The following is an 18,888-nucleotide window of genomic DNA, read 5'->3' as shown; positions in this document are numbered from 1 at the left end:
AAAATATATTGAGCATCCTTTTTAGGGTGCTTTTTGTTTTTTTAATCTCCTACAGATTTTACGGATTTACGCAGATGTTTGCGTTATATTTATTTTACATGTAAAATCCTTGTCAAGGTTTAAAACCTTGACAAGGATCATTGTGTTTATTTGTGAAAAAATTAGTGTTATTAGTGTTTAAAAACCTCCCACAGATCTCACAGATTTACACAGATGTTTACGTTATATTTTTCTTGTGATTATTTGTGAAATCTATTAGTGTTATTTGTGTTTAAACCCCTCTTTTCAACCTAAAATGAAAAACTTTTTCTTACTTTTGATTAGTTTTTTTAATACAATAATCAACCTAAAATGGATAACAATAATTTAGAAACAATTACTTTCGGAGGCGGATGTTTCTGGTGTGTAGAAAGCTGTTTCAATATGCTGAAAGGTGTTGAATCTGCACTTTCAGGATATTCCGGAGGTCATAAAGATAATCCGACATATGAAGAAGTTTGCACAGGAGAAACAGGTCATGCGGAAGTGGTACAGATCACTTATGATCCTAAAATCATTTCTTATGAGCAATTAATGGATGTATTTTTCTTTCTTCACGATCCTACTCAATTAAACAGACAAGGGAATGACATCGGAACTCAATACCGCTCTGTAATTTATTATAAAGATGATGCTGAAAAAGCAAAAGCCGAAGAAGCTATAATAGTTTCTGAAGCTTCAGGAAGATGGGCTGGAACTTATGTTACAGAACTAACACAATTCGAGAAATTCTGGTCAGCAGAGCAATATCACCAAGGATATTATAATGAAAATCCCACTCAGCCTTATTGCAGTGCTGTTGTAGGTCCTAAAATCCAGAAATTCAAAAAACATTTCGGAGAATTGGGAATGTTGAATGCAGAATAAAAATCAATCAAAAGTTTATTTTTAACCATAAAAGTTTACAATGCTTTTGTGGTTTTTTTATGTTCAAAATTTATCATTCTACTTCTATGGAATCTGATTGCTGAAAAGCATATTTTTCTAACATAAGAGGCGTTGATTTTCTTAGTTCTCGCCCAGTGTCGGGATCTGTTCCGTCTTTTGTAAAAAACTCTACTTCACCATTATATTTTGAATACCATGTTTTCCCAATCGCATTTTCATAGGTCAAAGTATCTTTTCTCAAAATTCTTTTAAAAAACTGTAATTCTACTTTATCCACAGGAATTTTATGATCAAACAGAGGGTTCTTATCATTACAATCTACCATTTTATATTCGCTTCCATCCCAATACATACATTCCATCGATGGTAAGATTCCGGCAAAACCATATGTTTTATTCTTTGGGTGCGAAAAAATAACACTTCCGGTGACAAGACAGACCACCAAAGCCATTTCCATAATCCCCATTCCATTTTTCTTCATGAATTCGGGCATTTTGAAATTTTGCTCGTTCGTTATATTGATAATTATATTAGAAAGTAGCTCAGAGATTGATTCTTCATCTTTATCAACACTTATCTTGACGGTGGTTTTATTGGCATCATCATCTTTTTTGATGAAAGTTCTGGAGAAATCTGCGAAATTTTTATAGCCAACATATTCACTGAATTTATCTAAAGTATCGGTATCTATATTTCGATCTCCATTGTCACGTATGAATGTGTCATAATACCTAGACAAAGTTTTATCTGTAATATAATCCGGAAAACGCTCATCAAAGTAAGCCCATAAATAAGCTGCTAGGCCATTTTTCGTTTTTTTTCCGGTCTCTTCTTCCGCCTTTCTGAATACCTCATGAATTAGTAGTTTTTTCTTGGACATAGTTAGTTTTTAAGGAGTTACAAAATAGCTAATTTTTGACCATGTCGCATTACGGGTTTCCGTAACACAATCCCTGTCCATTTGATGTCCATCGATGTCCATGTTTTGTCTAACACCTGCCTTACCCATTGTCGCATCTTTGCTTCAGAAATCAGTGAGAAACAAAACATTACAAAAACAAATGTACAAAACTGATTTCAAAATCACCAGATAAAACGGAGGAAAACTCCGGGTTGGGAAGCAGATGTTTCTCCTCCGTTTTTGAAGGTTCACTTCCCAAAAAATTTAAGAAGCGCTTCGAAATTTTAAACGTGTAAAACTATCTGCGATCTGTTTCGCAGGGAAGAACACGAATGCTTTAACAATAAATTTTTTGAAAACATGATCCAGTTTATATTAATGCTACTAGGTTTAGCATTCTCACATAACAACGCAAATACGACAACGTGTAACGATAATAACGGAAACCCCGTAACAGTGCAAAACGGACCGAGTGGCCCAACTACAGGAACCGGAGAGGGAGACGATGGCGGCCCAATAACAGGAAATACAGGACAAACACCTCCTCCATTTACTAATCCTTAAAAATGAAAAGGGCAGATTGCATAAATCTGTCCTTTTTCTTACTTTGCATAAAAACTAATTCAATGAAAAATCTTTTTTACCTTTTAGCAATTTTACTAGCTTTTAATTCTTGTAAAAAGGAAACTTTTTCTAAAAATACAAATCCCGATAAATATTATCAAAAAGCTAAAAAATTTAGAAACTCAAACATTTCAGACTCAGCTTTTATCTATTACAACTTAGCTAAAAATGATTATTTAAAAAACAGAGATTCAACAGGTGCTGCCAAATCTTTAGTAAATATGGCAATAATACAAACTAGTAAAGGAGATTACTTTGGTAGTATAGAGACCTCACTAGAAGCTAATAAACTATTGAAGAATATAAAAGACAGTACTGTAAAAAGTACTCTTGCCTCTAGTTATAATAATATGGCAATTTCTTCATCCTTTTTAAAAGATTTTAAAGAATCAAGTGAATATTATATTAAAGCTTTACATTATGCAAATGTTGATGAGAATAAATATGTATACTATAATAATATCGGAGATGTCTTATTATTACAAGGAAATGGTAAAATGGCTCAAAAATATCTACAAAAAGCCGTTTTAGCCAAGGATAGCAATAATTATTCTATGGCTCTAAATAATTTAGCTAAAGCTAAACTATTAGAAAATAAAAATTACAATCCTCTCCCTGAGCTATACAAGGCATTAGAAATAAGATATAGAAATAATGATACTCGTGGTTTAAATTCAAGCTTTGCAACCCTCTCTGATTATTTCACACAGAGAGATAAAGAAAAATCATTATCATTTGCAATAAAATTACTAAATACAGCTAAAGAGATTAAGATTTCTGATGATAAAATAGAAGCATTACAGAGAATTATAAATTTAGATCCTAAAAATTATTTAAATAATTTCAAAGAGTATAAGTTTATTAATGACAGCCTACAAACAGCAAGAAATAAAGCTAAAAATCAATTTGCAATAATAAGATATGATGTAGAAGTAAAAAATGCAGAAAATCAAAAACTAAAACTTCAAGATGCAGAAAAGGAAGTTGATATTTTAAAACGAAATATTGGTTTAGGTATTTTATCAATAATTCTAATTGGCGGTTTCTTCTGGAATAAAAAAAGAAAAAAACGACTTCAACAAGAAAACGAATTAAAAATAAAAAGCAACCAACTCAAACTCTCCAAGAAAGTACACGACGTCGTTGCCAACGGCATCTATCAAGTAATAACCAAAATTGAAAATCAGGAAAGTATTGATAAAGATGAAATGCTGGATGAGCTGGAATTCGTCTATGAAAAATCAAGAGATATTTCTTATGAAAAAATAGATTCACAAGAAAAGGAGGAAGATTTCAGCAAGAAAATATCAAAGCTTATCGCCACTTTTAAAAATGAAACAGTAAATACCTATGTTGCCGGAAATGATGAGACCATTTGGAAAGATTTAAAATCATCAGGTCAGGAAGAGGTTTATCAGATCATTAGAGAACTTTTGGTCAATATGAAAAAACACAGTCAGGCAGACAGAGTGGTATTCAAATTTGAAAAGATAAATAATATTATCACAATTCATTACACAGACAATGGTGTAGGCATCTCTGGAGAATTAATTTATAAAAATGGACTCACGAGTACGGTTTCCCGTATTGAGAATGTCCGCGGAGAAATTATTTTTGATACCGAAATCGAAAAAGGATTGAAGATCACCATTTCATTTCCTATTTAAAAAAAGAAAACAATGTTCAAAAAAATTTTAATATCCGAAGACCACGAAAGTATCAGTATTTCTGTACAAAAAACGCTTGAAGAATTGAATGTTCCAACGGTTGATTATGTCTCATATTGTGATGATGCTTTAGCCAAAATTAAAAAATCTGTCCGTGAAAATGATACCTACGACCTGCTGATCACCGACCTTTATTACGAAGAAGATCATCGCCAACAAAACATAAAAGACGGAATAGAATTAGTACAGCAATTACGGGAAATTCAGCCTTCATTAAAAGTGATTGTTTTTTCTGCCGAGCATAGATCCGGAGTTATTGATTCTCTTTTTACGGAATCAAAAATCAATGGTTATGTTCGTAAAGCGAGAAATGACTCAAAAGAATTAAAAAAAGCAATCGCATCTGTTTATGTTAATGAAAATTACTTGTCATTAGACCTAAAAAAAGAGGTGAAAAAACTTAATAATTATGAGTTTTCTAGTTATGATATTACTTTAGTTTCTCTCCTATCACAGGGAGTTTTGCAAAAAAACATTCCTGTATATCTTCAAAACAACAACATCAGACCTAATAGTTTAAGCAGTGTTGAAAAAAGATTAAACAGCTTAAAAGAAGCGTTGGAAGTCACTAGCAATGAGCAATTGGTTGCTTTTTGTAAGGATTTGGGGATTATTTAACGAGATCTTTAAAACATATTTTATTAAACCTTTCAATTTTTTTGGAAGGTTTTTTCGTTTTACGGATTCCCGTAAGGTTTGATTTTTAAAGGATTGTATTTTTGAATCAAAATTAACCCTCCTCTTAAAAACGATAATTATGAAAAAAATTATATCTAAAAAGTCAGCAGTAATTCTTTTAGTTCTTTTTTGCCTTTTCTTAATAAAGTGCACAAAAAATGATTCTCCTAAAAAAGATACACCCGTTGAAAAAATCACTAAAACAGAAGAAAAGAAAAATGATTTAAAAACAAGGTTAGAAAGAGAAATAGAAGGAATTGAAAAAGACTCTGATTTAACGAAGAGTGTAAGTTCAGTAGATGGAATCGTTATAGTCCTAGCACTTTATAAAGTATATGCTTCTAATATTAAAGAAGGCAAAGAAAGTCAGAATATTGAAGAGCAAAAATTAGCAAAAACTCTTGAAAAAAAGGTAATTAGCTCTCAAATAAAAACCTTCCCAAAACTTCGACTTATCTATTATAAATTAATGAAAGAAAAACTTTGGGTAAATGATATCGAGGTTAAAATTATTGGTTCAACAAATAGAACTTTACAATTTACGGCTGGATATTTCGCTAGTAACAAAAATATTCAAGAAACACAATCTACATTACATGAAATGCTTTTAAACCTAAGATTTAAACAAACACAATATAAATGGTATTCTGGTGATGATGAATTCACTTATTATGACATCGAATCTTTAAAAGATTCTGAAATCATTAATGAAACTCTTTAAAAACAAAGCATTTCAAAAAAGAAAAATATACTCTAAAATTATAATTAAAAACTTTTAAAACTAATAACCATGAAAAAACTCCTATTCACAAGTCTTTTAAGCTTAGGTCTACTATTACCAGCAAGCTTTTCAGCATCAACAAACGGTATAACATCAACAACTGAATTTTCATCAAAAAAACCAAAGAAAAGCAAAAGCAACAAGGTTAGAAAAAGCAGATCAAAAAGTTCAAGATCTTCTTACTCTAACAGCTCAAGATCATCTTACTCTCAAAGCAAAGGCTGTACTTATAATGGTAATTCATTAAATGTCGGGTCAAGAGGAGGTTGTTATTACTATTCTGGAAGTAGTAAAGTATATGTTGATAGATCGTATTGTTCAGGATGTAATTAACATCAAAAACTAAAACCATAAAAACACTCCATATATTTAATTATCAAAAAAAGCGAAGATTTCTCTTCGCTTTTCTTTATTTTCTGATCATTTCCGTGTGCGGAATGTCATCTTCCAAATATTTTTTTCCGGTATCTTCAAAACCAAAATCTCCGTAGAATTTCAATAAATAATCCTGTGCAGAAATCCTGATTTCAGAAGTATGAAAACGGTTTTCTATGGTTTCAACTGCATATTTTATCAGCAGTTTTCCTAAGCTTTTTCCTCGTGCTTTTTCTGTGGTTAAAACTCTGCCTAAAGAGGTTTCATCATATTTAATTCCTTTATCGAAAACTCTACAGTATGCTAATACATCTCCATCTTCCTCTGCCCAAATATGAATTGCCTTTTGGTCATAATTATCCAAATCAGGATAAGGACAATTCTGCTCGATCACAAAAACATCGATACGGGCTTTCAAAACGGCGTATAATTCAGGGACCGTAAATTCCTCGAATGTTTTAATTTTCCAGATAATATTACTCATCGAAATTAACGTTATTATTATTTAAAAAGTCGTTTGTGGTTTGTATAAAATCAAGAATTTCATCGCAACCTTCTTTCTTTTCAGCAGAAGTCACATATAATTCGGGAAGATCTTCCCACGTTTTATAAAGCTCAGCCTTATAATCTTCTACATTTTTTATGGCGATATTCGGTTTCAGTTTATCAACTTTAGTAAAAACAATTGAAAACGGAACACCGCTTTCTCCACACCATTCAATAAATTCAAGATCTATTTTCTGTGGACTATGTCTTGAATCAATCAAAACAAAAAGATTTACAAGATTTTTCCTGTTTAAAATATAATTGTTGATCAGTTTCTCAAAATCTCTTCTCAGAACCTTTGAAACCTTTGCATAACCATACCCCGGTAAATCGGTAAGATACCAATTTTCATTGACGATAAAATGATTAATAAGCTGAGTTTTCCCTGGAGTTCCGGAAGTTTTAGCCAAATCTTTCCTGTTCATCATCGCGTTGATCAATGAAGATTTCCCAACATTTGATCTTCCTATAAAAGCATATTCAGGGATTGTCGGTTCCGGACATTCCTGCCATTTTCCGCTACTTTTTACAAATTCTGCAGTCTTAATAACCATTTCGAATATTTTTAGAAAAATAAACCATTAAGAAAAGCTCTTAATGGTTCAATTTATTTTTTTTAAACTTTATCTTTTAACCAGCTGTAGAGAATTTCATTAAATTCATCCGGTTTTTCCATCATTGCTGCATGACCACATTTATCAATCCAGAACAAATCTGAATTTGGAATAAATTTGTGCATATCGATTGCAACTTCCGGAGGTGTCACATTATCCTGTTTCCCCCAGATCAGACACGTTGGTGTCAAAATCTTAGGAAGATCGTGCAACATATTGTGCTTGATGGCACTTCTGGCCAGCATTACGGTCTTTATTCCCTTCATTCTATCATTTACCACCCCAAAAACCTCGTCTACAAGATCTTCAGTTGCTACCGCAGGGTCATAAAAAACCTCTTCAGTTTTCTTCCTTATATATGATTTGTCATTTTTTCTCGGAAAACTGTCTCCGAATGTTCTTTCATATAATCCGGAACTTCCTGTTAAAACCAGATTATTAACTAGATCCGGTCTTGCCAAAGTTAGTATAAGCCCGATATGACCTCCCATTGAGTTTCCAACAATAGTTACAGGCCCTTCGATATGGCTCTCTATAAACTTTATAATATATTTTGCTAATGTGGTAAGATTAGTATTGAGCACTGGTAAATCATAGATCGGCAATTGAGGTACATAGACCTTAAATCCTCTCTCTGAAAAAAAATTCACCATCTTATCGAAATTGCTCAAACCACCCATTAAACCGTGCAATAGCACTAATGGATGTCCTTCTCCCGCCTCTACAAAGGTATATTTCTTTTCTTTTTTTGTACTAAATATCATAAAACGCCTTAATAAAGCCTTGCAAAAATACAAATTAAACCTCAAAAATATTTTGATATGCCTAATTTAAAATAAAAATAATATAATAAAGTGCTTTTTAACTCTTTTTTTGAAAATCTCTTTACTATGGCCTGAATAATACAATTCTCAAGGCTCAATATATCAACAACTTAAATCTATATTATTAAATCATTAATAAAACTTATTAACATTAAGTCAAAAAGTGGGAAAAAGTGGGAAATATTGGAAATTATTATATAAATTTGTCCCAAATGAAAAATTTCATTGGAACATATGAGTGTAAAATTGACGACAAAGGCCGTTTAAAAGTTCCTTCATCTCTGATCAAACAGATGGAAGACTTTGATGACAAGGCGTTTGTAGTCAAAAGATCTGTGTTCCAAACTTGCCTAGAAGTTTACCCTATGAATGCTTGGGATAAATTGATGGGCAAGATTAATAAATTAAACAGATTCATTAAAAAGAATGCTGATTTCATTAGAATGTTTACGGCAGGAGTAAAAACTGTAGAATTGGATAATGCCGGTAGATTACAAATTTCAAAAGACCTGACGCATTTCGCAAATCTTCAAAAAGATATTGTGATTACCAGCGCCGGAGAATTATTTGAAATTTGGGACAAAGACGCTTACGAAAAAGTGATCTCTACCAACGAAGAAGATTTTGCCAGCCTTGCCGAAGACGTGATGGGCTCTTTAGATGAAGAATAACCGCTAAATAAAAAAAGCGACAAAAAACACAACTTAAACATGTATCATAACCCCGTTTTGTTGAAGCAAAGTGTTGATGATTTGGTAACGAATCCAGACGGAACATACGTGGACTGTACTTTTGGTGGCGGTGGTCACTCAAAAGAAATACTGAGCAGACTTTCCGATAAAGGAAAACTGTACGGTTTTGACCAAGATTTAGACGCACTTAAAAATACAATTGATGATCCGAGATTCACTTTGATCAATCAGAATTTCAGATTCTTAGAAAACTCCTTATTAATGTATGGAGTTTCTCAGGTTGATGGAGTTCTTGCCGACCTTGGTGTATCTTCTCATCAGTTTGATGAAGCAGAAAGAGGATTTTCCACAAGAAGCAACGCTCCTTTGGACATGAGGATGAATGTAATGCAGGGTCTTGATGCAAAAAGAGTAATCAACGATTACGAAGAAGAGCAGTTGGCTAATATTTTTTATTATTATGGCGAATTAAGAGAATCTAGAAAATTAGCTAGAGACATTGTTCACCACAGAAAAATTAAAACTATCAACACAACGGAAGATTTGAAAAAGCTTTTCAGTTTTCTTCCGCCGCATAAGATCAATAAATTTTATGCACAGCTTTTCCAGGCGATAAGAATTGAAGTAAACCAGGAACTGGAGGTTTTAAAAGAAATGCTTGTTCAGGCATACAATGTTTTAAGACCCGATGGAAGATTGGTCGTAATTTCTTACCACTCTCTGGAAGATCGTTTGGTAAAAAGATTTTTGAAAAACGGAATGTTCGAAGGGGAACCTACAAGAGACATTTACGGAAATTATAAAAAAGTATTTGAATTGGTTAAGAGCAAAGCAATCATTCCTGATGATAAGGAAATTGAAGAAAACTCAAGAGCAAGAAGTGCTAAAATGAGAACAGGAATAAAAGTATAGTTTTTGGTTGTTTGTTGATAGTTGTAAGGTTTAAATCCGACAACCAGCAACAAACAACCAGCAACAAACAACCAGCAACAAACAACCAAAATGGCAAAAAGAACAACAACAAATCGCCCTCAGAAAAGATTAACTTTTATAGATATTATAAAAGGTAATTTCCTGAATCGTGATGAAATCAAAGTACATTATAAGTATTTTCTCTTGTTGTTTATCTTAATGATGGCAATGATTTACAGTAATCATCTCGTCAATAAGAAAATTAAAATTGTCAACGCCTTAAAAGAAGAAACAGAAGAATACAAATCTCGAAACGCTTACGCACAAAGTAAGCTTATTAAAGTAAAAATGGAATCTCAGTTAGGGAAAGAAGTTGCCCGGGATTCTTTGATGACACTGGAAAACCATCCTCACAAATTATTAATAAAATTGGATAGTACAGATGCAAAAGCAAAATGAATACGACAACAAACGTAAAAGAACCTTAAGGTGGGGCTACCTCTTCGCAGTGGTGGCTTTGTGCGTATTTGTAATGTTCATTGCAAGGATCATCATTCTTCAAAACACCAATGTTCAGGAAATTAAAGACGACTACATTAACAAAAATTACCGCGAAGCAACTCTAAAAGCTGCCCGTGGGAATTTATTTGCTTCCGACGGTTCTATTCTTGCGACAACCGTGATGCGTTACGATATTTATCTGGATTTCAAAACGATGAAAGACACGATTTATAGCAACAACATCGGAGCTTTAACGGATTCTTTAAGCAAAATGTTTGGAAAATCGAGAGGTGATTTCAGACAAAAATTCGACGAACAGAAGAAAAAGAAAAATCAATATTACGCTTTAGTTAAAGGTCTGGATTTTGACGAGTACGACAGAATCAGAAACTTTCCGATTTTCAAAAAAGGAAAAAACAAAGGCGGTTTCATCGTTGACAGAAATTATAAAAGAGAATTAGCTACCTCAGAAATCGGTGCCGGAACTATTGGAATTGATAATGGTGAGCTTAAAGCGGGTCTTGAAGGCGCTTTCTCAAAATATCTGACAGGAAGTGACGGGAAAAGATTAGAACAAAGAATCAACTCTTCTCAATGGAAACCAATCGATTTTTGGAAAGTTCAGGAACCTGTTGACGGAGAAGATGTTTATACGACTTTAGACCTTAGAATTCAGGACATTGCGCACTCTGCTTTAGAGAAGCAACTTGTGAATTTCGAAGCAAAACACGGGACTGTAATTGTAATGGAAGTGCAGACTGGTAAAGTTCGCGCCTTGGTTAATTTAAGAAGAACCGAAGATGGAGAATATGAAGATTCTTACAACTATGCTCTAAAAGATAACATCGAACCGGGGTCTACATTCAAAACAATCTCGTTGTTAGCAGCAATGGATGATGGTTTTATTGATGAAAATACAACCGTAAATGTAGGAAACGGAGTTTGGGTATATGCAAAACAAAGAATTTCAGACGGTCACGGTGGCGGAACTTATGACATCAGTGATGTTTTAGCGAAATCAAGCAATGTTGGAACAGCAAAATTAATTACAAAATATTACGCTGCGAAACCACAGATTTTCTTGGATCATCTAAAACGTTGGAAATTATTCGACAAAATGGACATCGAGCTTCCGGGAATCACAAAACCGAAGATCGTAACTCCTGAAAATAAAAGATGGAATGCTGCAACATTAGCTTCAATTGCTTACGGATATTCTTCAAACATCAATTTATTACAATTAACAACTTTTTATAACGGAGTTGCTAACGGAGGTAAAATGCTAAAACCTCTATTCATCGACAAGATCATGAAAGACGGAAAGGTAATGTACAATGCAAAACCCGAAGTTATCGTCAATAAAATGGCTTCAGAAAAAGCTATTAAAATGATGACCAGCGCATTGACCAAAGCGGTTGAGAAAGGAACAGGAAAAAGTATTTTCACGCCCAATTTAAAAATGGCAGGTAAAACAGGAACCGCAAGATTTGAATATTGGTTGCCCGGCCCAATGAAGTACCGTGCATCATTCGCAGGCTTCTATCCGGCTGATAATCCGAAATATACGTGTTATGTGATGATCAGTGAGCCGAATACAGCAAAAGGATTTTACGGAGCAACAGTTTCTGCGCCAGTGTTTAAAGAAATTGCAGGAAAAACTTTCTTAAAAACACCTCAAAACGTTGAAAAAGAAATGCTTGTTAACAAAAAGGTTGACCTTAATAAAATGGTTGAACCTAATGTAAAAATAGCAGTTAATAATAAACAAATGCCAAGTGTAGTCGGATTGATTGGTAAAAACATCATCCCACAATTGGAAAACCTAGGATATCGTGTCGATTATAAAGGAGTTGGACGAATTAAAGAACAGTTCCCACTAGAAGGCACAACAATTAGTAAAAGTCAGAGAATTTATTTGTCTCTACAGAATTAAAAAAGAGTCCCAAAGGGACGATTTAAATAAGGATAGGATGATAATCCTATCAAACCAAAAGGAAAAAAATTAAATAATAAAAAACCCGAAGGGTTCAATATTAAATTCCGAAAAGACAATTAAATATCGACAGGATAAAATCCTATCAAAATTATTAAGAATATAAAGCATCAAAAAATGCAATTAATTGAATTATTAAACAGAATTACAGTTTTAGAAATTCACGGTGAAAACACTCGTGAGGTTTCGGAATTGGTATTCGACAGCAGAAAGGTTACTGAAAACTCGTTGTACATTGCAATGAGAGGAACGGTTGTGGATGGACATTCATTTATTGCATCTTCAATTGAAAAAGGAGCAAAAACAATTGTTTGCGAAGAGTTCCCTGAAAGTTTGAATGAAAATATCACTTACGTTAAAGTGAAGGATTCTTCTAAAGCTTTAGGTCATTTGGCTTCTAATTTCTACGGAAATCCTTCTGAAAAATTAAAATTAATCGGAGTTACAGGAACAAATGGAAAAACGTCTGTTTCTACCCTGCTTTTTGATGTATTTAAAAATTTAGGTTACGATTCAGCTTTACTTTCCACAGTTGAAATCAGAATTGGAGAAAAAATAATTCCGGCGACACATACAACTCCGGACGTTATTACGATTAATAAAATTTTAGCTCAGGCAGTTGAAGAAGGTTGCGAATTTGCTTTCATGGAAGTAAGTTCACACGGAATTTCCCAAAACAGAATTGAAGGTCTGCATTTTAAAGTTGCAGGATTTACAAACCTTACCCACGATCATTTAGATTATCATAAAACTTTTGACGAGTATTTAAAAACGAAGAAAAGATTTTTTGATGAACTTCAGGATACGGCCATTGCTATCACCAATGTTGATGATAAAAACGGAATGGTTATGCTCCAAAACACAAAGGCTACGAAAAAGTCTTATGCTTTGAAGACAATGGCAGATTTCCATGGAAAATCACTGGAAATTGATTTCAACGGAATGCTGTTGAATTTTAATGGAAAAGAATTTTGGACAACATTAACAGGAAGATTTAATGTTTACAATTTATTGCTGGTTTTCGGAATTGCTTCCGAGCTTGGTTTTGAGCAAGACGAAATTCTACAGGCGATCAGCAAATTAAAAAGAGTTTCCGGAAGATTCGAAACCTTCAAATCAGACGGTGGAATTTTCTTCATTGTAGATTATGCACACACTCCCGATGCTTTAGAAAACATCTTGGACAGCATTAATGATATCAGAACAAAAAATGAAAGACTGATTACAGTTTTCGGTTGCGGGGGCGACAGAGATCACTCCAAAAGACCTGAAATGGGAAATATTGCCAGCAAAAAATCAACGTTGGCGATCATCACTTCAGACAACCCAAGAACAGAAGATCCGACAGCAATTATAAAAGAAATTGAAGCAGGCGTTGAACCCCAATACTTCAGCAAATACACTTCAATTCCGGATAGAAGAGAAGCCATAAAGATGGCAATAAAGTTCTCAGAACCTAAAGATATTGTCTTGGTAGCCGGAAAAGGCCACGAAACGTATCAAGAGATAAATGATGTAAGACATCATTTTGATGACAAAGAAGTAATTATTGAGCTTTGGAAGTTAATGAGTAAGTAATTTATAATCGATAATTTATAAAAAATAGAAACATGTTATACTATCTATACGAATATCTTACCGACCATGGAATTCACGTCCCGGGACTTGGAATGTTAAAATACATTTCTTTCCGTGCCGGAATGGCTGTTCTGTTGTCTTTAACCATAGCTCTTGTTTACGGAAAAAGAATCATCAACTATCTGAGAGCAAAACAGATGGGGGAATTGGTTCGTGATTTAGGATTAGATGGACAAAAACAAAAAGAAGGAACTCCAACAATGGGAGGTCTTATCATCATTTTGGCAACGTTGATTCCGGTTTTATTATTCACGAGAATTACCAATGTCTATATTGTTCTTTTAATTGTTTCTGTGGTTTGGATGGGCGCAATTGGTTTCTTAGATGATTATTTAAAAAAGGTTAAGAAAAATAAAGATGGTTTAAGTGGAAAATTCAAGATTGTAGGACAGGTCGGATTAGGGCTAATTGTCGGAGTTACAATGTATTTCCACCCCGACATTACGGTTAAAAGAAAATATGCAGATGCAAAAGTAGTGAACAGAAATAATGTAGAGCAAAATTTCATGCCTACAGAAAAAATCACTGTTTCTACAGTTCCTTTTGCTAAAAATAACGAATTCGATTATAGTGGAATGTTGTTTTGGATGAATGACAAAGACGCTCACGAATGGGCATGGATCGTTTTCATCCCGATCGTAATTTTTATTGTAACAGCAGTTTCCAACGGAGCCAATATCACCGATGGAATTGACGGCCTCGCAGCAGGCACAAGTACAGTCATACTGCTTGCATTAGCGTTTTTCACCTACGTTTCCGGGAACATTATTTTTGCAGATTATCTCAACATTATGTTCCTCCCCAACATGGGTGAAACCACCATTTTCGTGGTCGCGATGGTAGGAGCCGTGATCGGATTTTTCTGGTACAACACCTATCCTGCACAGGTTTTTATGGGCGATACAGGAAGTTTGATGCTGGGTGGAGCTATTGCGGTTTTAGCGATCATTTTAAGAAAAGAATTAATGATTCCTGTGCTGTGCGGGATCTTTTTAATAGAAAATATATCTGTGATGCTACAGGTAGTTGTTTTCAAATTTAGAAAAAGAAAATACGGGCTGGAATATGCTCAAAACAATAGATTATTTAAGATGTCACCATTACATCACCATTATCAGAAAGAAGGTTTTCACGAAAGTAAAATCGTGAACAGAATGATAATCATCGGTGTTATGTTAGCAATTGTATGTCTTATCACATTGAAAATGAGATAAGTTAATTTAAAATTGAAAAGATTCAAATATTGAAATTTTTTCAATCATTAAATCAAAATTAATATGAAAATAGTTGTTTTAGGAGGAGGAGAAAGCGGATGTGGAGCTGCTTATTTGGCTAAAAAGAAAGGTTTGGAAGTGTTTCTTTCAGACAAAGGAGTCATTAAGGACAACTACAAGCAGTTTCTAACAGAAAATGAAATCGAGTTTGAAGAAGGAGACCACGACGAAGAAAGAATATTAAATGCAGACTGGATAGTAAAAAGCCCGGGAATTCCGAAAAAAGCAGAGATCATCAATAAAATTCATTTGAAAGGAATCAGACTTTCTTCTGAAATTGAGTTTGCTGCGGAGTTTACCAATGCTAAAATCATCGCGATCACAGGAAGCAACGGAAAAACAACTACAACTTCTCTAATCTATTATATCCTGAAAAATGACGGATTAAATGTAGGTCTAGGAGGAAACATCGGGTACAGCTTTGCGAAGCAAGTAGCCGACGAAAATCATGAATATTATGTATTGGAGGTTAGTTCTTTCCAATTAGATGATATTCAAAACTTTAGACCTTATATTTCTTTATTGTTGAATTTATCTAAAGATCATTTGGATCAATACAACTACAACTATGAAGAATATGCATTAGCAAAATTCAGAATAGCTGAAAATCAGGAAAATGACAATTTTTTCATCTACAATAAAGATGACGAAATGAGCAAAAACATTCTTGAAAAATTAGAGATAAAAGCGAAAATGATCCCTTTTTCAACAAAAGAAAGCTTGTCTGAAGGAGGTTTTGTAGACAATGATCAGATAAAAGTAAAATTGAAAGATAATTTCTCAATGAAACTTGATGAATTGTCTTTATTAGGAAATCACAACGTAGCCAACAGCTTAGCAGCATCAATCGCTGGTAAAATATTGGAAATCAATAATGAAAGTATTAGAAATTCACTAATGACTTTCCAGGCAGTTGAACACAGATTAGAGTTGGTAACTGAAATTGATGGTGTAAAATTCATCAACGACAGCAAGGCAACTAATGTTAATGCAACATATTACGCGTTGGAAAGCATGAAAAATCCAACCGTTTGGATTGTTGGTGGACAGGATAAAGGAAACGATTACTCAGAAATTGAGGAATTAGTTAAAAGAAAGGTAAAAGCAATTGTGTGCTTAGGAATTGATAATCAAAAAATTATAGATTTCTTTAAAGACAAGAAAGAATATATTTATGACACTTCAAGTATGGAAGATGCTGTGAAAATTTCAAAATCTTTGGCTAAAAATGGTGATACGGTTCTATTATCTCCATGTTGTGCAAGTTTTGATTTATTCAAAAGCTATGAAGACAGAGGTCGTCAGTTTAAAGAGCAGGTTTTAAAAGCAAACAGCTAATAGCCAACAGCTAAAAGCAACCATTATGAACGAACAAGACACAGAAGATAGCAGATTTGAATTCCTAAAGGGCGATAAAGTACTTTGGATGGTCATTCTTGTGATCTCCATTTTCTCTATTTTCCCTGTATATTCTGCAAGTTCGAATCTGGAATATATCGTAAATAACGGAACCACAACAGGTCACGTGATGAAACATATGTTCTTCGTACTTCTTGGTCTGGCAATTATGAGAGTTGTAGGAACAATTAAATACGAATACATCGGAAAACTCAGCAGTATTTTGCTTGGTTTAATGATTATCTTATTGGTTGTCACGATGTTTACTGGACAAACAATCGACGGAGCGAGTGCTTCCAGATGGTTAAAAATTCCGGGAACACCGATATCATTTCAGCCGTCTTCATTTGCTTTTTTAATGTTGATTATTTATTTGTGTAGATATTTAACCAAGAAAATTACACGAGAAAGGCTTCCGATTGAGAACATTATGTACATTTTCGGGCCCATTTTGCTTGTTTTTGTTTTGGTTGCGAAAGATAACGGTTCTACGGCATTAATGATCTTAATGGTTTCCGTAGTTGTTTTGGTTATAGGACAATTACATTGGAAATACATTGCAGGGTTCATTTCCTCATCATTTGTGGCCATTGTTTTCTTTTTATTGATTGCTTTAAATACAAACATGATCGGCGGAAACCGTGTTCACACATGGATGAGCCGTATTGAAACATTTACATCAAGCAAAGCAAAATCAGCTGATGTAGATGATGAAAGTTTAAAGGCAAAAAATTATCAGGTAATGCAAGCGAAAGCCGCCATCGTTCACGGTGGAATTACCGGAATGGGACCAGGGAAAAGTGCATTAAAGCAAATGCTTCCACAGTCTGCATCGGATTTTATTTTTGCTGTAATTGTTGAAGAATATGGAGTTATCGGAGCTGCTTTTCTGATTTGTCTGTATTTAATTATGATGATCCGTATCGTGATGATAGCCAGTAAGATGCCGGCCTTTTTCGGCTCCTTACTCGTCCTAAGTCTCGGGGTGATGATTTTCATACAACTATCTGTAAATATTGCAGTTGCAATTAATCTGATCCCGGTAACAGGACAACCTTTGCCATTAATAAGTTACGGAGGAACATCAATGTTGGTCACTTATTTGCAATTAGGAATTATTTTAAATATAAGCTCAAGAATCCAGATATACGATGAAGAAGGAATGGGCAAAAAACAAAGCATAGCAGAAATAAACGATATCGCGTAAAGAGTCCCAAAAGGACGATTTAGCAAAGGATAGGATGAAATCCTATCAACATTAAAATAAAATTAATTGATTCGATTAAAACGATAAATTAAAAATGGACAAAAAGTTAAAAATATTATTATCAGGAGGCGGAACAGGAGGGCACATCTTCCCGGCTATCGCTATTGCAGATGAGATCAAGAAAAGATTTCCTGATGCAGAATTTTTGTTCATTGGAGCCAACGGAAAAATGGAAATGGAAAAAGTTCCTCAAGCTGGTTATAAAATCGAAGGAATTGATATCGCCGGAATCGACAGAGGAAATATGCTATCCAATTTAGGTTTACCTTTCAAAATTTTGAAAAGTTTATCTAAATCTAAAAGAATAATTAAAAACTTCGCTCCGGATTTTGCGGTTGGAACTGGCGGTTTTGCAAGCGGACCCGCTTTGTATGAAGCAAGCAAATTGGGAATTCCAATCTTCATCCAAGAGCAGAACGCACATGCAGGAGTAACGAATAAAATTTTAAGTAAAAAAGCAAGAGCCGTTTTTACAGCCTATCCGAAAGTGGAAGGTTTTCCGAGTGAAAAAATAAAATTCTTAGGAAATCCGATTCGTGAGAATATTATTTCAGGAATGCAGGGAACAGCTCAGGCAAAAGAAAAAATGGGATTAGATAAAGATAAACTGACAATACTTTCTGTTGGCGGTTCTTTAGGCTCAAGAACATTAAATAACGGTTGGAAAGAAAACCTTGAAAGCCTTAAAGAAAAAAGCTATCAATTAATCTGGCAAACAGGAAAATTGGATTACAGCGAATTATCTTCCAGCCTCCAACTTCCAGCTTCCATTCAATTGAAGGAATTCATCAAAGACATGGAAACAGCTTATTCCGCTGCCGATGTCATTGTTTCAAGAGCAGGTGCGATTGCCATTTCAGAGTTGGCGGTAGCACAGAAACCTGTTTTGTTAGTTCCTTTCCCTTTTGCGGCAGAGGATCATCAAACAAAAAATGCGCTGAATTTGGTTGAAAAAAATGCAGCCAAAATGGTAAAAGACTCTGAAATGCAGGAAAAATTCTGGAAGACATTATCAGAGATCTGCGAAAATGAAGATGTAAGAAAAGAAATGTCTGAAAATCTGAAATACTTTGCCAAGCCAAATGCCGCAAAAGAGATTGTAGACGAGATCTTTAAAGTGATAAAATAGATAAGATTAAAAAATCTAGAAATTCAGAGATTAAGGCATTTCGAATTTCTAAATATCTTAATTTTTTAATCTTTTAATTTTTAATAT

General features: G+C 33.9%; 19 protein-coding genes. 15 read left to right on the top strand and 4 right to left on the bottom strand.

Features of this window, described 5'->3' with window-relative positions; all coding sequences use genetic code 11:
- Positions 1-351: 351 nt before the first annotated feature.
- A complete protein-coding gene (gene msrA, locus A0O34_RS09820; RefSeq protein ID WP_066754187.1) occupies positions 352-906 on the top strand; it encodes a peptide-methionine (S)-S-oxide reductase MsrA in 555 nt (184 codons plus the stop codon).
- A 73-nt stretch (positions 907-979) separates the two neighbouring features.
- On the opposite strand, the gene A0O34_RS09815 is transcribed toward msrA, so the two are convergent.
- Positions 980-1,807: a hypothetical protein gene (locus A0O34_RS09815; RefSeq protein WP_066754186.1), complete on the bottom strand. Its 828-nt coding sequence runs from the start codon at positions 1,805-1,807 to the stop codon at positions 980-982.
- Positions 1,808-2,188: 381 nt separating this feature from the next.
- On the opposite strand from A0O34_RS09815, the gene A0O34_RS09810 reads away from it, so the two are divergent.
- The 5 genes from A0O34_RS09810 (at position 2,189) to A0O34_RS22340 (ending at position 5,971) form a co-directional block, all read left to right on the top strand.
- On the top strand, positions 2,189-2,392 hold the full coding sequence (locus A0O34_RS09810; protein ID WP_157885992.1) for a hypothetical protein: 204 nt from the start codon (positions 2,189-2,191) through the stop codon (positions 2,390-2,392).
- Between the two features lie 62 nt (positions 2,393-2,454).
- A complete protein-coding gene (locus tag A0O34_RS09805; RefSeq protein WP_082891135.1) occupies positions 2,455-4,119 on the top strand; it encodes a tetratricopeptide repeat-containing sensor histidine kinase in 1,665 nt (554 codons plus the stop codon).
- Positions 4,120-4,131: 12 nt separating this feature from the next.
- The gene (locus A0O34_RS09800; protein ID WP_066754183.1) at positions 4,132-4,797 is read left to right on the top strand and encodes a response regulator; all 666 of its coding nucleotides are present in this window, start codon (positions 4,132-4,134) and stop codon (positions 4,795-4,797) included.
- 139 nt (positions 4,798-4,936) lie between these two features.
- Positions 4,937-5,578 (top strand): hypothetical protein, encoded by a 642-nt coding sequence (locus tag A0O34_RS09795; RefSeq protein WP_066754181.1) that lies wholly within the window; start codon positions 4,937-4,939, stop codon positions 5,576-5,578.
- A 69-nt stretch (positions 5,579-5,647) separates the two neighbouring features.
- A complete protein-coding gene (locus tag A0O34_RS22340; RefSeq protein WP_157885991.1) occupies positions 5,648-5,971 on the top strand; it encodes a hypothetical protein in 324 nt (107 codons plus the stop codon).
- A gap of 76 nt (positions 5,972-6,047) precedes the next feature.
- Here the strand turns inward: A0O34_RS22340 and A0O34_RS09790 are convergent, their stop codons facing one another.
- From A0O34_RS09790 to A0O34_RS09780, 3 genes are all read right to left on the bottom strand, one after another.
- A complete protein-coding gene (locus A0O34_RS09790; protein WP_066754179.1) occupies positions 6,048-6,497 on the bottom strand; it encodes a GNAT family N-acetyltransferase in 450 nt (149 codons plus the stop codon).
- On the bottom strand, positions 6,490-7,113 hold the full coding sequence (gene yihA / locus A0O34_RS09785; RefSeq protein WP_066754178.1) for a ribosome biogenesis GTP-binding protein YihA/YsxC: 624 nt from the start codon (positions 7,111-7,113) through the stop codon (positions 6,490-6,492). The genes A0O34_RS09790 and yihA overlap by 8 nt, the downstream gene beginning before the upstream one ends.
- Before the next feature lie 62 nt (positions 7,114-7,175).
- On the bottom strand, positions 7,176-7,937 hold the full coding sequence (locus A0O34_RS09780) for an alpha/beta fold hydrolase (RefSeq protein WP_066754176.1): 762 nt from the start codon (positions 7,935-7,937) through the stop codon (positions 7,176-7,178).
- 272 nt (positions 7,938-8,209) lie between these two features.
- Between A0O34_RS09780 and mraZ the strand changes: the two genes are divergently transcribed.
- The 9 genes from mraZ (at position 8,210) to murG (ending at position 18,801) form a co-directional block, all read left to right on the top strand.
- On the top strand, positions 8,210-8,668 hold the full coding sequence (mraZ, locus tag A0O34_RS09775; RefSeq protein ID WP_066754174.1) for a division/cell wall cluster transcriptional repressor MraZ: 459 nt from the start codon (positions 8,210-8,212) through the stop codon (positions 8,666-8,668).
- A 39-nt stretch (positions 8,669-8,707) separates the two neighbouring features.
- A complete protein-coding gene (gene rsmH, locus A0O34_RS09770; protein ID WP_066754172.1) occupies positions 8,708-9,601 on the top strand; it encodes a 16S rRNA (cytosine(1402)-N(4))-methyltransferase RsmH in 894 nt (297 codons plus the stop codon).
- 90 nt (positions 9,602-9,691) lie between these two features.
- Positions 9,692-10,060: an FtsL-like putative cell division protein gene (locus tag A0O34_RS09765; RefSeq protein ID WP_066754171.1), complete on the top strand. Its 369-nt coding sequence runs from the start codon at positions 9,692-9,694 to the stop codon at positions 10,058-10,060.
- Positions 10,044-12,035 (top strand): penicillin-binding transpeptidase domain-containing protein, encoded by a 1,992-nt coding sequence (locus A0O34_RS09760; protein ID WP_066754168.1) that lies wholly within the window; start codon positions 10,044-10,046, stop codon positions 12,033-12,035. Before A0O34_RS09765 ends, A0O34_RS09760 begins: the two co-directional genes overlap by 17 nt.
- 177 nt (positions 12,036-12,212) lie before the next feature.
- Entirely contained in the window at positions 12,213-13,673 is a 1,461-nt protein-coding gene (locus A0O34_RS09755) for a UDP-N-acetylmuramoyl-L-alanyl-D-glutamate--2,6-diaminopimelate ligase (RefSeq protein ID WP_066754166.1), read from the top strand.
- A gap of 32 nt (positions 13,674-13,705) precedes the next feature.
- Complete coding sequence (gene mraY, locus A0O34_RS09750) at positions 13,706-14,947, top strand: phospho-N-acetylmuramoyl-pentapeptide-transferase (protein WP_066754164.1); 1,242 nt, start codon at positions 13,706-13,708, stop codon at positions 14,945-14,947.
- 63 nt (positions 14,948-15,010) lie between these two features.
- A complete protein-coding gene (gene murD / locus A0O34_RS09745; protein WP_066754162.1) occupies positions 15,011-16,345 on the top strand; it encodes a UDP-N-acetylmuramoyl-L-alanine--D-glutamate ligase in 1,335 nt (444 codons plus the stop codon).
- Positions 16,346-16,370: 25 nt separating this feature from the next.
- Complete coding sequence (locus tag A0O34_RS09740; protein ID WP_066754160.1) at positions 16,371-17,612, top strand: FtsW/RodA/SpoVE family cell cycle protein; 1,242 nt, start codon at positions 16,371-16,373, stop codon at positions 17,610-17,612.
- 94 nt (positions 17,613-17,706) lie between these two features.
- A complete protein-coding gene (murG, locus tag A0O34_RS09735) occupies positions 17,707-18,801 on the top strand; it encodes an undecaprenyldiphospho-muramoylpentapeptide beta-N-acetylglucosaminyltransferase (RefSeq protein ID WP_066754158.1) in 1,095 nt (364 codons plus the stop codon).
- Positions 18,802-18,888: the final 87 nt, after the last annotated feature.

It is taken from the genome of Chryseobacterium glaciei (assembly GCF_001648155.1).
Taxonomy (GTDB): Bacteria; Bacteroidota; Bacteroidia; order Flavobacteriales; family Weeksellaceae; genus Chryseobacterium; species Chryseobacterium glaciei.
Note: the sequence above shows the minus strand (reverse complement) of the source record. Positions and strands in the feature narration are given on the sequence as shown.

Excerpts from the sequence above, each read along its gene's own strand:
- A0O34_RS09790 (WP_066754179.1), bottom strand. The coding sequence starts at position 6,497 with ATGAGTAATATTATCTGGAAAATTAAAACATTCGAGGAATTTACGGTC.
- A0O34_RS09740 (WP_066754160.1), top strand. The coding sequence starts at position 16,371 with ATGAACGAACAAGACACAGAAGATAGCAGATTTGAATTCCTAAAGGGC.
- A0O34_RS09780 (WP_066754176.1), bottom strand. The coding sequence starts at position 7,937 with ATGATATTTAGTACAAAAAAAGAAAAGAAATATACCTTTGTAGAGGCG.
- murG (WP_066754158.1), top strand. The coding sequence starts at position 17,707 with ATGGACAAAAAGTTAAAAATATTATTATCAGGAGGCGGAACAGGAGGG.
- A0O34_RS09810 (WP_157885992.1), top strand. The coding sequence starts at position 2,189 with ATGATCCAGTTTATATTAATGCTACTAGGTTTAGCATTCTCACATAAC.
- A0O34_RS22340 (WP_157885991.1), top strand. The coding sequence starts at position 5,648 with ATGAAAAAACTCCTATTCACAAGTCTTTTAAGCTTAGGTCTACTATTA.
- A0O34_RS09805 (WP_082891135.1), top strand. The coding sequence starts at position 2,455 with ATGAAAAATCTTTTTTACCTTTTAGCAATTTTACTAGCTTTTAATTCT.
- A0O34_RS09800 (WP_066754183.1), top strand. The coding sequence starts at position 4,132 with ATGTTCAAAAAAATTTTAATATCCGAAGACCACGAAAGTATCAGTATT.
- yihA (WP_066754178.1), bottom strand. The coding sequence starts at position 7,113 with ATGGTTATTAAGACTGCAGAATTTGTAAAAAGTAGCGGAAAATGGCAG.
- rsmH (WP_066754172.1), top strand. The coding sequence starts at position 8,708 with ATGTATCATAACCCCGTTTTGTTGAAGCAAAGTGTTGATGATTTGGTA.
- mraZ (WP_066754174.1), top strand. The coding sequence starts at position 8,210 with ATGAAAAATTTCATTGGAACATATGAGTGTAAAATTGACGACAAAGGC.
- A0O34_RS09755 (WP_066754166.1), top strand. The coding sequence starts at position 12,213 with ATGCAATTAATTGAATTATTAAACAGAATTACAGTTTTAGAAATTCAC.
- A0O34_RS09765 (WP_066754171.1), top strand. The coding sequence starts at position 9,692 with ATGGCAAAAAGAACAACAACAAATCGCCCTCAGAAAAGATTAACTTTT.
- A0O34_RS09760 (WP_066754168.1), top strand. The coding sequence starts at position 10,044 with ATGCAAAAGCAAAATGAATACGACAACAAACGTAAAAGAACCTTAAGG.
- msrA (WP_066754187.1), top strand. The coding sequence starts at position 352 with ATGGATAACAATAATTTAGAAACAATTACTTTCGGAGGCGGATGTTTC.
- A0O34_RS09815 (WP_066754186.1), bottom strand. The coding sequence starts at position 1,807 with ATGTCCAAGAAAAAACTACTAATTCATGAGGTATTCAGAAAGGCGGAA.
- murD (WP_066754162.1), top strand. The coding sequence starts at position 15,011 with ATGAAAATAGTTGTTTTAGGAGGAGGAGAAAGCGGATGTGGAGCTGCT.
- mraY (WP_066754164.1), top strand. The coding sequence starts at position 13,706 with ATGTTATACTATCTATACGAATATCTTACCGACCATGGAATTCACGTC.
- A0O34_RS09795 (WP_066754181.1), top strand. The coding sequence starts at position 4,937 with ATGAAAAAAATTATATCTAAAAAGTCAGCAGTAATTCTTTTAGTTCTT.